11 protein-coding genes and 2 pseudogenes are annotated in these 15,844 nt (G+C 66.1%); 8 read left to right on the top strand and 5 right to left on the bottom strand.

Translation table 11 applies throughout. The features are described 5' to 3' along the window. Positions 1–216: 216 nt before the first annotated feature. A pseudogene (locus tag ABLE92_RS26125) lies at positions 217–1,272 on the top strand (WD40 repeat domain-containing protein); the annotation flags it as partial. 192 nt (positions 1,273–1,464) lie between these two features. Further along, positions 1,465–3,621, top strand: coding sequence for a P-loop NTPase fold protein (locus ABLE92_RS07850; protein WP_348804204.1), 2,157 nt, complete (start codon positions 1,465–1,467; stop codon positions 3,619–3,621). Between the two features lie 135 nt (positions 3,622–3,756). On the opposite strand, the gene ABLE92_RS07845 is transcribed toward ABLE92_RS07850, so the two are convergent. Together ABLE92_RS07845 and ABLE92_RS07840 are read right to left on the bottom strand one after the other, a co-directional pair. After that, positions 3,757–4,494 (bottom strand): GntR family transcriptional regulator, encoded by a 738-nt coding sequence (locus ABLE92_RS07845; RefSeq protein ID WP_348804203.1) that lies wholly within the window; start codon positions 4,492–4,494, stop codon positions 3,757–3,759. Beyond that, the gene (locus tag ABLE92_RS07840; protein WP_348804202.1) at positions 4,451–5,590 is read right to left on the bottom strand and encodes an acyl-CoA dehydrogenase family protein; all 1,140 of its coding nucleotides are present in this window, start codon (positions 5,588–5,590) and stop codon (positions 4,451–4,453) included. Before ABLE92_RS07840 ends, ABLE92_RS07845 begins: the two co-directional genes overlap by 44 nt. A gap of 129 nt (positions 5,591–5,719) precedes the next feature. Here ABLE92_RS07840 and ABLE92_RS07835 point away from each other — a divergent pair, with 129 nt between their 5' ends. Next, on the top strand, positions 5,720–6,676 hold the full coding sequence (locus ABLE92_RS07835) for an Rv1363c family protein (protein WP_348804201.1): 957 nt from the start codon (positions 5,720–5,722) through the stop codon (positions 6,674–6,676). Between the two features lie 13 nt (positions 6,677–6,689). Here the strand turns inward: ABLE92_RS07835 and ABLE92_RS07830 are convergent, their stop codons facing one another. Beyond that, complete coding sequence (locus ABLE92_RS07830; RefSeq protein ID WP_348804200.1) at positions 6,690–7,913, bottom strand: TetR/AcrR family transcriptional regulator; 1,224 nt, start codon at positions 7,911–7,913, stop codon at positions 6,690–6,692. A 187-nt stretch (positions 7,914–8,100) separates the two neighbouring features. On the opposite strand from ABLE92_RS07830, the gene ABLE92_RS07825 reads away from it, so the two are divergent. From ABLE92_RS07825 to ABLE92_RS07805, 5 genes and pseudogenes are all read left to right on the top strand, one after another. After that, a complete protein-coding gene (locus ABLE92_RS07825) occupies positions 8,101–8,910 on the top strand; it encodes an enoyl-CoA hydratase-related protein (RefSeq protein ID WP_449743885.1) in 810 nt (269 codons plus the stop codon). A gap of 96 nt (positions 8,911–9,006) precedes the next feature. Next, a pseudogene (fadD5, locus tag ABLE92_RS07820) lies at positions 9,007–10,610 on the top strand (fatty-acid--CoA ligase FadD5). A 208-nt stretch (positions 10,611–10,818) separates the two neighbouring features. Then, positions 10,819–11,949: an NDMA-dependent alcohol dehydrogenase gene (locus ABLE92_RS07815; RefSeq protein ID WP_348804198.1), complete on the top strand. Its 1,131-nt coding sequence runs from the start codon at positions 10,819–10,821 to the stop codon at positions 11,947–11,949. A 24-nt stretch (positions 11,950–11,973) separates the two neighbouring features. Continuing rightward, a complete protein-coding gene (locus tag ABLE92_RS07810; RefSeq protein WP_348804197.1) occupies positions 11,974–12,792 on the top strand; it encodes a serine hydrolase domain-containing protein in 819 nt (272 codons plus the stop codon). Positions 12,793–12,933: 141 nt separating this feature from the next. Further along, the gene (locus ABLE92_RS07805) at positions 12,934–13,452 is read left to right on the top strand and encodes a DUF3145 domain-containing protein (protein WP_348804196.1); all 519 of its coding nucleotides are present in this window, start codon (positions 12,934–12,936) and stop codon (positions 13,450–13,452) included. Between the two features lie 82 nt (positions 13,453–13,534). Here the strand turns inward: ABLE92_RS07805 and ABLE92_RS07800 are convergent, their stop codons facing one another. Continuing rightward, positions 13,535–14,281: a chymotrypsin family serine protease gene (locus tag ABLE92_RS07800; protein ID WP_348804195.1), complete on the bottom strand. Its 747-nt coding sequence runs from the start codon at positions 14,279–14,281 to the stop codon at positions 13,535–13,537. A gap of 108 nt (positions 14,282–14,389) precedes the next feature. Then, a complete protein-coding gene (locus ABLE92_RS07795; RefSeq protein ID WP_348804194.1) occupies positions 14,390–15,841 on the bottom strand; it encodes an acyl-CoA carboxylase subunit beta in 1,452 nt (483 codons plus the stop codon). Positions 15,842–15,844 lie beyond the last annotated feature (3 nt).

The raw sequence follows: 15,844 nt of genomic DNA, 5'->3' as shown, positions 1-15,844 counted from the left end.
CGCCGTCAATGCACTAGTGTTGGGGACCAGGTGATGATCTCGTCGTTGCAGGGTCGAGAACCATGGGCAATCCGCTTTCCGACCCCACGGATCGCATGTAATGAAATTTGTCTACCATTTGTCGACGCATCAGTATCTGAGCATGTCGGATCTGCCCTATGATGCAGTGACCATTTCCGCTCGCAGCCCAGACACGGTGAGGGCCGAGGTGGCGACATGGCAACTGGCACCGGGAGCGCTTCCTCCGACGACGAACTGGACGTGCTCAATGTCGCAGAGCTCCCTGGGCTTTCGGCTGTTTCGGGCAGAGATGACCAGATCCAATTGAAACCCACCGCCGCTGCCGATGTGGCGATCGGTCTACGGTTGAGGAAGAGTCATACAGCTGGACGTCACGCTGGCGCAGTTGCGGTATGGGGCACTTGGGGGCGCGTCGGGAGGGACGCGGTGCTGGCCACCGGCGGCAGGGGAAGTGCGATTGGGCTGTGGAACGCCGTGACTGGTACCCACCGCGAGATCCAAACCGGGCACATCAATGGGGTGTTGTGGGGAGAGTGGGGCTGTGTCGGCGGAGAGATGGTGCTGGCAACCGGAGGTGGAGGCGGAACCACCCGATTGTGGAACCCTCGTTCCTGCAATGACATACAAGTCCTGCACGGCCACACAGGTGGTGTTCTCTGGGGAGCATGGGGCGTCGTCGGTAGGGACGCAATCTTGGCGACCGGGTCTACAGACGGAAGTGTTCGGCTGTGGAGCCCATGTGATGGCAAGGCGGTTCATGTGCTCAAGGGCCGGGGCAGCACTCCGCTGTGGGGAGCATGGGGGAGGTACGGACAGGCCGTTGTTCTCGCGGTCGGTGACGACGATGGACACATCGACATCTGGGACGCGACCACCGGTGGATCGGTAGATTCTCTGACTGGTCACCGTGGCGCGGTGCTATGGGGTGCTTGGGGGCGTCGCGGCGGCGATACAGTCCTTGCCACCGGCGGAGATGATGCGACGGTCCGGGTTTGGGATCTCGTTTCGGTTGGTGAGGTTCAAGCCCTCCGCGGCCATACCGGTGGTGTTCTTTGGGGAGCCTGGGGTCGTCAGGGCCAGGAAATGGTCCTCGCGACCGGTGGAGGCGGAGGAACGGTCCGTCTGTGGGATCCGAACGACGGCACCGAACGTCATGTCCTGACGGGCCATACAGGTGGTGTTCTGTGGGGATCATGGGGCAGGATTGGAGATGAAACCACGCTCGCCACAGGTGGCCGTGACGGCTCCATTCGTTTGTGGGACACGCGAAACGGAGCCGTGCACCAGGAGCTCCGGGGACACTCGGGCGCAGTGTTGTGGGGCGGGTGGGCGGACATGGGCGGAGGTGCACTTACCACCGGTGCGGCCGACGGTTCCGTCGAGATGTGGCGTGTCGTACGAGAGCGTTCGGTGCCGCGGTTACCCGGTTACCGTTCTGACGCGGTGTCCTCGTCGGACTCGCTCGGGCGGCGTACCGAAGCAACGGCGTTGGCCGAACTCATCACCTCTCGCACCGCCCGACCGCCGCTCGCGATCGGGCTGTTCGGTGAGTGGGGCGAAGGGAAGAGTCATTTCGTCCAGTTGTTGTCAGACGAGGTGACGTGCACGGCACGAAGCGGAAGCCCAACCGTTTCACATCAGAACGTGCGGCAGGTGTGCTTCAACGCCTGGCACTATGCCGAGGCTGACTTGTGGGCCAGTCTGGTGTCGGAGGTATTCACGCAACTCGCCAAGGGCGGACGGGACGGCAGTGTCGGCGACGATCAGCGTCAGCGGTCGCGTCTGGCCGCCGAGATCGTTGCCGAGCGCCGTCTCAACGAGCGCATCTCCGCCGAACGTGCTCGGTCGGCGGAGCTTCGATTGGCGCTGCGCAACCCTGCGCCCACCGATCATTTCGACGACCGACGCAGCCAACTCGCCGGCGCGATACCCGACCTGGGCGAAGGAGCCGTCGACGACGTGTACAGGTCGGTGGCCTGCACGCGACAGTGGTTCCGGGTGCGGCGACTGCAGGGTAAGCAACTGATTCGTGCCCTATCGCCGGCCTGGTGGGCTTGTGCCGCGTTACTACTCGTCGCGGTGGCGGGCGCGGTCGTGTTCCGCGAGCGGCTGGAGGCCGTGATCCTCGCTGCGGCCGGACTGGTTGTTCTCGCACGCCCGATGGTGCAGAACTATCGCAGTGTCGAACGGCAGGTTCGCAACGCGCGGGCCCGAGTGCGTGACCTCGTGAGTTCTTGGAATCTTCAAACGCAGAGCGCGTTGGACGTCAGTGAGGCGAGAGTTGCCGCGCTGAACCGGGAACTCCAGGACCTGACCGCCGCCGGACAACTTGCCGGTGTCGTCACCGACCGACTCGCCGAGGGCGGATACCGCCAGTCACTGGGGTTGATGACCCGGGTTCGCGAGGATTTCGAGCATATGGCGACGATCTTGATGCGTGATGACGGAGATGATCCTCGCCGCCGGCAGGAGTTGGAGGCGCCCGATTCCGGCGGTGACGAGCTTCCCCGCATCGACCGCATTGTGCTCTATGTCGACGACCTCGACCGCTGTCCGCCTCGGCGAGTGGTGGACATGCTGGAGGCTGTACATCTTCTGCTCGCGGTTCCGCTGTTTGTGGTGGTTGTTGCAGTGGACCCCCGTTGGTTGTTGCGCTCTGTTGCCGCCCATTATCGAGACATCCTCGTCTTCAACGACTCTCATCCGACGGAGGCGCCGAGCGCTGCTACGGAGGACGACCACCACCGGTGGTCGTCGACCCCCGAACACTACCTGGAGAAGATCTTCCAGGTCGCCTTCACTCTTCCACCGCTCAGCGAGCATGGCTTCACCACCATGCTCGACGAACTTGTCGGCGTGCGAGCCGACATTGGATCGCAGACGACACCAGCCGCCGCGCTCGTCCGACAGCAGCGCTCGTCGCCGACGGAGTTCATCGACTTCCGCGACGCGTCGACGATCGATGGAAACGACCTGGATACGACTACTCAGCTACCTGACCCGGTCGTCGTCAACCGGATCGACCCTCTGGCGCTCGAGCCGGATGAACTCCAGTTGCTGCGATACTTGGGTCCACCGCTCATCGCCACGCCGCGGTCGGTCAAGCGGCTGGCCAACAGTTACGGGTTGCTCGGCGCCATCCGCAGGCTTGAGGCGGGCGACACTTCCGCTGCAAGGCGCCTGTCAGCTCTGGTACTGCTCGCCGCTGTAATCGGCTTTCCTCACTTGGGCCCTGGACTACTCACGTGTTTGCACCGAGAATGCAATGAGCGCAGCGGATCTCAGGATCCGGACCACGGCACGTGGCTGCAGTTCGTCGATTCTCTGCGCCCGATCTACGATCCGGAACGTTCGCGATGGTCCAATCAGGCCGAGGAGTGGATGTCTTCCGCGGAAGCTCACGACTGGACGGTGTTGGTCGGCGCACTGCTCCGTACCGTTGATCGTGTCCGCGCCGATGGAACCCTGAATCTTCCCGATGATCTGGATGTCTGGGCGTCGTCGGTCGTCAGTGTCGGACGTCTCTCATTCCCGGCGGGCAATATCGTGACCCGCATGCATCGCGACCAAGCGACCACGGGACGGGGAGTGATGCCGTGAAGGTGGGTGCTGTGGCCGTCGCCTTGGTGCGCGTCTGGTTTTCGCACACGCCGAACTCCCATCTGCACACAATGCATTCCATGCAGGTGGGAGTTCAGCGTGTATCTGCGCCAAGTTGGGTCGGCCGACTCGGCGTCAGTCCCAAATCCCCGTCTGCTCAAGGTGTTTGACGAGTCGCGCGGCGCCGTCGGTGAACTGGCGGCGGGTCTGGGTGATGATCTCGTCGTGGTCGCCGGAACGGTAGGCGGTCAGGAGTCGGTCGTGGCTGTCGACGGCGACCTCACCCCATTCGCGATCGGAGGCGTAGAGCTGGGTGGGGGTGTAGCGCGTCGCCGAGAGCAGGAACCAGGCGAGCTTCTTGCCGGCCGCGATCAGGTTGTGGGTGCGGTGGAACTCGAACTCGGCGTCGGTGACGGCGGCGGTGTCACCGGCGTCGACCGCCTCGCGGAGTGTGCGATTGCACCATTCGAGTTCGGCGAGTTGATCTTCGGTGATCACCTCGGCGGTGCGCAGGGCGAGTTTGACGGCGATCTCGCCCTGCAACCAGAACAGGTCGTCGACGTCGATGCGGTCGAGATCGGACACCCGGTAGCCGCGGTGCGGTTCGAGGCTGACCATCCCTTCACCCCGGAGGGTGAGCAGCGCCTCGCGGACCGGGGTGACGCTGACGCCGAGCCGTTCGGCGGTCTCGTCCAGGCGGATGAACTCGCCGGGCCGGAAGTCGGCGGTCATGATCAGATGCCGGAGATGGGCGGCCACCTCCTCCGACAACTGCGGTCGGCGCCGCAGACGGGACCGGTCGGCCCCGCCCGCGGCTGCCTTCGGGCCCTCAGAGCCCGTAGGTCTTGCCGATGATGTCGCGCTGGATTTCATTGGTGCCACCGTAGACCGTCGAGATGATTGCGCCACGCATGAGGCGTTCCGCGTCGAACTCTGTTGCGTAGCCGTAACCGCCCATCATCTGCATGGCGTCGATGGTCATCCGCTTGGACGTCTCGGTCGCCTTGAGCTTGGCCATCGATGCCTCGCGGGGCAGCAGCTTCTTCGGGTTGGCGTCGGCCTGCTCGGCCACCGAGTACACCAGGAGTTTGGTGCATTCGATCTCGGTGGCCAGATCGGCCATCCGGTGCCGCAACGCCTGGAACGTGCCGATCGGGCGGCCGAACTGCTTGCGCTCGGTGATGAAGGACAGGGTGTCGGCGAAGGACCGTTGGGCGACGCCGAGCTGCATCGCGGCCAGGATGAGGCGTTCGGTGTTGAGCCCGGCCATCAGCTGGTTCCAGCCGTTGCCGACCTGACCGACGACGGCCGAGTCCGGCACGCGGACGTTGGTGAAGTAGAGGTCGTTGACCTCGCGGCCGCCGAGGGTGTCGATGCCCTGGATCTCCAGGCCCTCGGTGCCTGCCGGGATGTGGAATTGGGTGAGGCCCTCGTGCTTCTTGCCGGTCTTGTCGGTGCGGGCGATCAACAGGATCGACTTCGCGAAGTGCGCGTTGGAGCACCAGGTCTTCTGGCCGTTGATGACCCAGCCGCCGTCGACCTTCTCGGCGCGGCACGACAGGTTGGCGACGTCGGAGCCGGCCTCGGGTTCCGACATCGAGATCGACAACGAGTCGCCGTCGGCGACGCCGCTGAGCACCTCTTTCTTCAGCTGTTCGTCGGCGAACTTCTGGTAGGCGGCCGCGGTGATCAGGGTGGGGCCGATGCCGCCGATCGGGGCGTTGCCGCGCATCGCCTCCTCGAGCAGGATGCACATCTCGACGTTGCCGGCGTCGGCGCCGCCGTACTCCTCGGGAACGAGCAGTCCGGTCCAGCCGAGCTCGGCCATCTTCTTGTACAGCTCCTGCGAATGCAGCTCGGCACCGTTATCGGTCAAGGCGTCGCGCTGCTCGCGGGTGCCGGCCTCGCGGCGGCAGAAGTCGGCGACGGCCTGTGCGAAGGCCGTCTGTTCGTCGGTGAAGGAGACCATGGCGGTCGGGACCTTTCTGGCGGGGAGTCGGGTGGCAACGGCATGGCGCCGGATGACCCATTAAATCACATATATTTGATATGAGAAGCGGTGATCGGCGCCACAGCCGAGGTCGCTACATTGGTGGCCATGCCCAAGTCCGCGCCCGCGCCCCGACGGCCGAGCCTCGCCGGTGACCCTGACGCACCGAATGACGCGATCGACCCCGGCGCCGTCGACCCCGACACGATCGACCCCGACGCGCATCCGTCGGAAATGGAGTCCCGCGACACCGAAGATCGAGCGCCGGCCACCGATACCGCCGGCGACGATGTGACCCCGCTGGACGGTCAGAGTTTTCTCGACGCCAATCGGCGCAACCGGGAGCAGATCCGTGCCGATGCCGAGCGCAAGGCCGACAAGCGACGCGGACGCACCGTCGACCTGAACAAGACCGACGCGGCGGACGAGACCGTCGGGGACGCATCCGCCGAGGCGTCCCGGGCCGCCGATCCCGATCGGATTCCCCGCAAGATGGACGGCTCGTTGTCATCCGGCCCGCGGCGTCGCCGACGGAAGCTGCAGGTCGCGGGCAGCCGGCGGCTGTTCGCGCTGGTGGCAGCTCTGGTTGCGGTGGTGATCGCGTTGGCCGTGGCCACGGGTGTCCTGGCCTATCAACTCGCCGACGCGAAACAGGCGGCCGCCGCGGGACCGTCGAACGCCGACCGCGTCGCCGTCATCGACGCGGCCAAGCGGTACGCGGCGTCGCTGAGTACCTACGACGCTGCCGATTACAACGATCTCGATCGCCGGATCCGGGAGGTGTCGACGCCCGCATTCGCCAAGAATTTCATCGCGTCGTCACAGGATGCCCGTGCCGGCAATGCCAACGCCAAGGCCGCGTCGACGGGCACCGTCGACCATGCCGGGATCGAGTCGATGAGCGATACGCATGCGGTGGTGCTGGTCTCGATCGATCAGAAGGTGACCTCACCCGAGGTGGCCAGTCAGGTGCCCGACGGGATCACCTATCAGTCACGGGCATTGGTCACCCTCACCCGTGAGGACGGTCGTTGGCTGCTCGACGGCTTCGAGGTCGACAACTAGCATCGCCACCAGTTCAGTTCTTCCCCAACAGGATTCGTACTCCGACCGCGGTGATCCGGTCGGCATCGGGCGCGGCGTTGTCGCGCACCAGGTCGGCGATGGCGGCCAGTTCCGCATGCACCAGGAAACGGGCGGCGGTGGCCGAGATGTCCGGACGCTCGCGGGTCACCCACGTCGCCCATTCCTCGACATTGAGGCGCTGGTGATGGCGCAGCGTGGTGCGGGTCGCGGTGCCGAGATGACCCACCTCCGTCTCGTATACGGCGATGAGTTGTGGATTGTTGCAACACAAATCGACGTATCGGCGCACCAGTTCGGTGATCGCCTCGCGGGGGGTGCGCGAGGCGGCGAGGGCGTCGGCGATGATGGCGGCCGTCCGGTCCTGTGCCCGTACGAACGTTGCCTCGAGGATCGCGACCTTGCTCGGGAAGTAGCGATACACACCGGACGCGCCGACACCGGACGCCTGGCCGATGTCCTCGATGGTCACATCGTGAAAACCGTTCGCCGCGAACAGGTTGATCGATTGGGAGAGGATCGTCTCGCGGCGGGCGCTCGGCGCGAGGCCGGTCGGTTGACCGGCGCTCTTCGCCGGGCGGGGCAGATCCAGATCGACCAGACTCATCGCCGCGTCGCGCAGGAGCGACGCAACCTCGCGGGCCGGCAGCGACGCGCGGTGGGTGGCGGGGCTCGCCACCACACTGGTCATCGCCGCGGTCAACAGGTCGGCATCGTGGCGGTCGAGGTCGGCGCGCACGCCGACGAGGGCGCAGCGCAGGCGGCGGTGCTGGTTGATGACCACGCTGCGGACGTACTCGCGGTCCGCGCCGAGGAGATATCGCGACTCCCAGCGGTAGAGGCCACCGGTTCGGCGATTGTCGACGGCGGTCGCCGCGATGGCGGCGAGCAACCGTGCCAGTTCGGTCGGCGGATCGTCGGTGTTCACGTCGATGCCGTCAATCGCATCGGCCAGACGCTGCGCCAACGTCGACGTCGCCTCGGCGAACAGGGCGTACTTGTTCGGGAAGTGTCGATAGAGTGCGGGCGCCGAGACGCCCGCGGCCTCGGCGATGTCGTCGAGGCGTACCGCGTGATAGCCCCCCTCGCTGAATCGGCGCGCGGCGACCTCGATCAGGTGACGTCGACGATCGGCGGGTCGGCGTACCCGCTCCCGGCGCTGCGCCGACTCGGCCCGGCGCGGGTCGTCGGGGGAGTCAACAGAGCTGCGAACGGTCACACGGGTCAGCGTAGCCGGAGACCCGCTTCACCATCGTAATGACGGGCAAAGTTGCAAAAACTGCAGGCAAACGGGCCCTAGCAATCATATATGTTAACCAATATTCTCGTGATTCAGATCTCACCATGGTGTACGGTGAGCGCTGTGTGACCCGTGTTGACGCGGGTTGGGAAACGACGTCAGGGGAGTGGTGGGCGACAACATCAACGATGGTGAGGCGACCGGTGTCGTGGTCACGCTGGACGACGACGGCGTCGGCAGACTGACGATCTCGCGCCCCGAGCGGATGAATGCACTCGACACCGCGGCGAGCACCACGATCATCGACACGTTGCACCGCTGGGCCACCGACGACGCGGTGCGCGTCGTCGTGCTCGACGGTGCCGGCGGCAGTTTCTCCACCGGTGCCGACGTGACGTCGATGGCCGAGGGCGGGGCGATCGACGGATTCAGCAAGGCTCAGGCGCGCGGCATCATCTCCAACGGTTCTGACCTGGCCCGCGCCGTGCGAGCGGTTCCGGTGCCGGTGGTGGCCGCGGTGGACGGTGCGGCCGCCGGTATCGGTGCCTCGTTGGCGCTCTCGGCCGACCTGATCTATGCCACCGCGCGCTCGTATTTCCTGCTCGCCTTCATCAACATCGGACTCATGCCCGATGGCGGGGCGTCGATGCTGGTATCCGCCGCGGTGGGGCGGGCACGGGCCAATGCCATGGCCTTGCTCGGCGAAAAGCTGCGTGCGCCTGCGGCATTCGACGCGGGACTGATCACCGATGTGGTGGCCGACCGGGACGTGCTGGACGAGACCGTCGGCGCCGTGGTCGCCAAACTCGCTGCCGCCTCGCCGACCGCCCTGCGGCTGACCAAGGCGGCGCTCGACGCACATACGATGGCCGGATTCGAAGCGGCACTCGCCCGCGAACTGGACGGCCAGGCCACCTTGCTCCAATCTCCCGAATTCTCCGCGGCGCTCGCGGCATTCGCCGCCGCGCGTCACTGACTCCCGGTTGGACGCCCACGGCGTCTGACCCCGACACGCCCCGTTCGATCGACAACCGAGCCCCGTTGCTCGCCAAGCATGAAGGAGCCATCGCCGATGACTGCCACCCTCGACAACGACCAGGACCTGACCACCGAGCCGCTGCGGTCACGTCGCAATCACTGGAACAACCAGGTCAAGCGCCATGCCGCGATGAACCCGGACGGGGCCGCGCTGAAGTTCCTCGGCAGGTCACCACCTGGAAGCAACTCGACGAGCGCTCCCGTTCCTTCGCGGCGGCGTTGAGCCGCCGCGGCGTCGGCTTCGGCGACCGCATCCTGCTGGTGCTGCTCAACCGCACCGAGTACGTCGAGGCCGTGATGGGCGCCAACCTCATCGGGGCCATCCCGGTGCCGGTCAACGTGCGGATGAGCCCGGCCGAGATCTCCTTCCTCGTCAGTGACAGCGGCGCGAAGGTCATCGTCACCGAGTCGCTGCTCGCGCCGCTGGCCGACGCCGTCGGTGCCGCGACCGGGGCCATCGAGCAGATCATCGTCGTCGGCGACACGGCCAACGACGCGCATCTGTCCTTCGAGGCGCTGGCGAACGAGGATTCCGCCGATCTCTCGGAGATCGACGTACCCGAAGAGACCATCGCGCTCATCATGTACACCTCCGGCACCACCGGAAAGCCCAAGGGCGCCATGCTGACCCACCAGAACCTGCAGGCGCAGGCGGTGACCTGTCTGCAGGCGCTGCACACCCGGACCGACGACATCGGTTCGTGCGTGGCACCGATGTTCCACATCGCCGGCCTCGGTGCGATGGCGCCGTTGATCTACATGGGTGCCCTGTCGGTCATCCACCCACTCGGCGCGTTCGACCCCAACGACATGCTCGACACCCTGGAGAAAGAGGGCACCACCTCGATCTTCCTGGTGCCCGCGCAGTGGCAGGCCGTCTGCGCCGCGCAGCAGGCACGTCCGCGTGACCTGAAGCTTCGCGTGATCAGCTGGGGTGCCGCACCCGCGTCGGACTCGGTCCTGAACGCGATGAACGAGACCTTCCCCGAGGCGCTCAACGTCGCGGTGTTCGGTCAGACCGAGATGTCGCCGATCACCTGCGTGCTCGAGGGTCGTGACGCGCTGCGCAAGCTGGGATCGATCGGCAAGGTGGTCCCGGCGGTGACAGCGCGCGTCGTCGATCCGGAGATGAACGACGTCGCCCCCGGCGAGGTCGGCGAGATCGTCTACCGCGGACCCAACATGATGAAGGGCTACTGGCAGAACCCGCAGGGGACCGCTGACGCGTTCCACGGCGGGTGGTTCCACTCCGGCGACCTGGTCCGTCAGGACGAGGAGGGCTTCCTCTACGTCGTCGACCGCGCCAAGGACATGATCATCTCCGGTGGCGAGAACATCTACTGCGCCGAGGTCGAGAACGCGCTGTTCGGCCACGACAAGATCGCCGAGGCCGCGATCATCGGTCGGGCACACGAGAAGTGGGGCGAGGTCCCGGTGGCCGTCGTGGTGCTCGCCGAAGGCGTGCACGACCTCACGCTGACCGATCTCGAGCCGTACCTGAACGAGAACCTGGCCCGGTTCAAGCATCCCAAGGACCTCGTCATCGTCGACGAGCTGCCCCGCAACGCCGGCGGAAAGGTCATCAAGCCGACCCTGCGGTCGAGTTACGGCAGCAAGGACGCCGGACTCTCCGACTGATCCGGATCGACATCCCGGCGTCGGTGGACGCGGTGCGCACGGAGAAAAACTGCAACACGTTACACACCAAAACTGAAACACGTTACAATTCTGACCGGAGGCGTGACACGGGTCACGCTGCCTGGTTCTGCTGGTGAGGAATCCGCCCCGGTCGCGTCTGACGTGGCCGGCAGTGGTGTTCCGGGCCGGTCACGAGTGGAGGTTCACGTTGAAGACCAAGGGCGCGCTGCTGCGCGAACTCAACAAGCCGTGGGAGATCGAAGAGATCGAGATCGGCGATCCGAAGGCACACGAGATCAAGATCCGGATGGAAGCGGCCGGAATGTGCCACTCCGATCATCACCTGATGACCGGCGGAATCCCGATGGCGGGGTTCCCGATCCTCGGTGGCCACGAAGGCTCCGGTGTCGTCGAGGAGATCGGTGAGGGCGTCACCGACTTCGAGGTCGGCGACCACGTGGTTCTGTCGTTCATCCCGTCCTGCGGCAAATGCCCGTCCTGTAGGTCGGGGATGGCCAACCTGTGCGACATGGGTGCCATGCTCCTGCAGGGAGAAGCGGTCTCCGACAACACCTTCCGCATCCACACGGCCCAGGGTGAGAACGTCTACCCGATGACGCTACTGGGGACGTTTGCGCCGTACATGGTGGTTCACGAGGCATCGGCGGTCAAGATCGACAAGTCGATCCCCTTCGAGGTCGCCGCGCTCGTCGGGTGCGGTATCCCGACCGGCTACGGCTCGTCGACCCGCAGTGGCGATGTGCGTCCCGGCGAGGACGTCGCCATCGTCGGCGTCGGCGGCGTCGGAACCGCGGCGTTGCAGGGTGCCGTCATCTCCGGCGCGCGCAACGTCTTCGCGATCGATCCGGTCGAGTGGAAGCGCGAACAGGCGATGAAGTTCGGTGCCACAAAGACATTCGCCTCGGTCGAGGAGGCCGCCCCGGCGATCGCCGAGATCACCTACGGCCACATGGCACACAAGGTGATCGTCACCGTCGGCGAGGTGCACGGCAAGGATGTGGACTCGTGGATGGGGATCACCGCCAAGGGTGGTACCTGCGTCCTGACCGGCATGGGCAACATGCTCGAATCCGACGTGACCCTCAACCTCGCGATGCTGACCCTGTTGCAGAAGAACCTGCAGGGCACCATCTTCGGTGGCGCGAACCCGAAGCTCGACATCCCGCAGCTGTTGTCGATGTACCGGCTGGGCAAGCTCAACATCGAGGACATGATCACCCGGCAGTACCGTCTGGATCAGATCAACCAGGGCTATCAGGACATGCTGGACGGCAAGAACATTCGTGGCGTCATCCGCTACACCGACGAGGATCGGTGAGTCGATCCGCGTACGCTGCGTGATGTGTCAGCACTCGATGCCCTCGCGCAGTGGCCGGTCGACCACGTGTCGGCGGCCTGTGTCAGCGGAAACCGGATAGTCGCCGAGTACGGCGACACGCACCGCGTCTACGAACTCGCCTCGGTCACCAAACTCCTGGTGGCCGAGGCGGTTCTCGTCGCGGTCGAAGAGGGCGCCGTCGAACTCGACGACGCCGCCGGACCACCCGGCGCCACCGTCGCACACCTGCTCGCCCACGCCTCGGGGCTGGCGTTCGACGGTCGCGAGGTGCAGGCGCCGGTGGGCACCGCCCGGATCTACTCCAGCGCCGGCTTCGAGGTGCTCGCCGAGACCGTCGAACAGGCGACCGACATCGCGTTCGCCGACTACCTCGCCGACGCGGTGTGCGCGCCGTTGGGCTTGTCGGCGACCGCGCTGGTGGGTCCGGCCGGCCACGGGGCAACCTCGACGGCGGCCGACCTCGGCGTGTTCGCCGCCGACCTGCTGTCGCCGCGACTGATCTCGACGGAAATGTCGGCCTCGGCGACGTCGGTGTGGTTCCCCGGTCTCGACGGCTTCGTCCCGGGATACGGAAAGCACCGGCCCAACGACTGGGGACTCGGGTTCGAGATCCGGTCCCACAAGTCGCCGCACTGGACCGGGACGACCAACTCGCCGTCCACGTTCGGTCATTTCGGTCAGTCGGGAACCTTCCTGTGGGTCGATCCCGACCTCGATGCGGCGTGCGTTGTGCTCACCGACCGGCCGTTCGGCACCTGGGCGAAACCGCTGTGGAGCGAGTTCAACGACGCCGTCGTCGCCGAACTACGGGCGTCTCGTTGACCACATTGAACGCACGAATTATCACCAGGAACTAGCGCAACACGTGCATCGTCAGGCACAATTGAACGCAGAACTGTGATATCCGGTGTTGCGAGGTGTGTTGGGGAAGACGTTCCTCGTCGACAACCGGAGGTGAACAAGGTGCGCAATCTGAATCAGTTTGCGGACATGACGACAGGAGTGGTGTACATCCACTCGGCGCCGGTGGCGCTGTGCCCGCATGTGGAGTGGGCTCTGTCGTCGACCCTGAATGCACGCGCGAACCTGAAGTGGTCGGCACAGGACGCCGAGCCCGGTCTGCAGCGTGCCACTGTCGACTGGGCGGGCCCGGTCGGTACCGGCGCGCGTCTGGTGACCGCGCTGCGCGAGTGGTCGGCGCTGCGCTTCGAGGTGACCGAGAACGCCAGTGAGGGCGTCGACGGCGAACGCTTCTGCTACGTGCCCGGATTGGGTCTGTGGCGCGGTTCGATGAGCGCCAACGGTGACGTGATCATCGGTGAGACCCAACTGCGCGCCATGATCGAGTCGCAACCCGACAGCGCCGGCCTGGCCGGCGAGATCGAGTCGGCGCTCGGCACCGCGTGGGACAACGCCCTGGAAAACTACCGGATGGGCGGCTACGGCGCCGAGGTCACCTGGCTGGCGCAGCGGGTGGGCTGATCTTCGAACACCGACGAGGACAACATGTTTCGGCCCCGGGATGGATTGCCCGGGGCCGAAATGTGTCGGTGGGTGCCGGTGACTACGCCCTCGGTGTGAACTGGCCGACGAGGGCGCCACTGGAGCGGGCGTGGCGGACTGCGGCGTCGATACGGGTCACCGTCGTGGTGGAGAGCATCGGTACCGACCACGGACGCGAGAGAATGCCGATCAGGGTGTGCGAAGGGTTGTACACCGGGCTGCCGGAGTCGCCGTAGATCGCGAAGGCAAAGGTGTCGAACTCGACCGCGCTGACCCGATCGATCACCCCACACCGTTCACCCGGGAAGATCACTCCGGGACCGTATTTGCAGGCGATCTCGCCGAGGTGTGGTGCACCGATCCGGGTGGGATGGATCGGTGAACCGGGGACCGGGCCCACGCGCACACCCGGATGCAGGCGGATCAGGGCGTAGTCGAGTTGATCGATCTCGGTGACCTGCGTACCGGGAACCCGCCGTGCGATCACGGTGCCGAGCTCCGCGGTCTGGTCGATGGCGCGGACGGTCGACCCCAGGCCGGCGCAGTGGCCCGCGGTGAATGCGAGTTGTTGCCCGGTGCTGTCGTGTCCGGCGCCGGCGAGGACGCAATAGACCACCTGGTCGGGCTCCGGGGTGCCGGCGATGATGAGACCGGCACCCACCAGCGGGGGAGTGGGCGAGGTGGCGTGAGCCTGCGGAGCCGGGGACAACGCGACGAGTGCCGCCGACAGGCACGCCACGATCGCCGTCAGGGTGCGAATACGGGCGGGTGTCGTCGTTGACATGTTGTTGCCTCGGGTGGTGCTCATCTGGGTCCAGTGTAGGCCCAGCGGAATCGGACGCGCGTGAAATCGGCGCCATCGCAGCGTTTTTGGGTACTTGGACCTATCTGCGTGGACCCATCTGTGTGCCGGGCGCTACAGCGGAATGTTCTTGTGCCGCCCGCGTCGTGCCGGCGCGGCCGCGAGAGCATCGGCGATGATGCTGCGGGTGCGGGCGGGGTCGATCACCTCGTCGACGACGCCGATGGACTGCGCTCGGCCGACGCCGCCGGCGAGTGCCTCGTGTTCGGTGGCGAGACGATCGTGCAGGGCGTCACGTTCGTGATCGGGTGCGGCAGCGAGGGCCTTCTTGTGCAGGATGCCGACGGCGGCCTTCGCGCCCATCACGGCGACCTCGGAGCCCGGCCAGGCGAACACCGCGGTGGCGCCGAGGGCGCGGGAGTTCATCGCGATGTAGGCGCCGCCGTAGATCTTGCGGGTCACCAGCGTGACGCGCGGGACGGTGCATTCGGCGAAGGCGTGCAACAGTTTTGCGCCGCGGCGGACCACGCCGTTCCACTCCTGCCCGACGCCGGGGAGGTAGCCGGGGACGTCGGTGATGACCACCAGCGGGACGCCGAAGGCGTCACAGAGGCGGACGAAGCGGGACGCCTTCTCGGCGCTTTCGGAGTTGAGACAGCCGCCCATGCGCAGCGGATTGTTGGCGACGACGCCGACGCTGCGCCCGGCCAGCCGGCCGAATCCGATCACGATGTTGGGTGCCCATTTGGCCTGCAGCTCTTCGAAACTCGAGATCTCGGTGCGGCCGTCGGCGGCGAGCCCGCCGTCGAGGAGTGCCTCGATGACCGGATGCACGTCGTAGGCACGCCGATTCGATTCGGGCAGAAGGGCTTTGAGGTTGGTGTCGCGGGCTTGTGCGTGGGCGGGGTCGATGCTGCCCTGGGCGGCGAAGGTGTCCACCAGGCGCCGCGCCCGCCAGTAGGCGTCGGATTCGGAGTCGGCGGTGATGTGGCTGACACCGGAGCGTTTGCCGTGAGTCAGTGGGCCGCCGAGGGTTTCCATGTCGACGTCCTCGCCGGTGACGCTGCGCACCACGTCGGGACCGGTGACGAAGACGCGGCCCTCGGGGGCCATGATGACGACATCGGTCAGCGCCGGACCATAGGCCGCACCACCCGCGGCGAAACCGACGACGACGGAGATCTGCGGGACGTATCCGGACGCGCGCACCATCGCCTCGAACACCCCGCCGACGGCGTGCAGTGCCTCGACGCCCTCGGCGAGCCGGGCGCCGCCGGAATGCCAGATGCCCACCACCGGAGCCTGTTCGGTGATCGCGGTGTCGATGGCGCCGACGATGTGGGCACATCCGACCACACCCATGGCACCGCCCATCACGGTGCCATCGGTGCAGAAGGAGACGGTGCGTACGCCGTGGACCAGACCGATGGCGGCCTGCACACCCGACTTGTCGCGGGGATGCAGCAGCGACATCGAACCCTCATCGAAGAAGGTGGTCAGCCGCAACACGGGGTCGCGGGGATCGGCAGATCCCGATTGGCCGTCGATGGGGGCCAATATGGTCAACGC

This window comes from Gordonia oleivorans, assembly GCF_040044975.1.
GTDB classification, from domain to species: domain Bacteria; phylum Actinomycetota; class Actinomycetes; order Mycobacteriales; family Mycobacteriaceae; genus Gordonia; species Gordonia oleivorans.
This window is presented reverse-complemented; position numbering and strand designations above follow the sequence as displayed.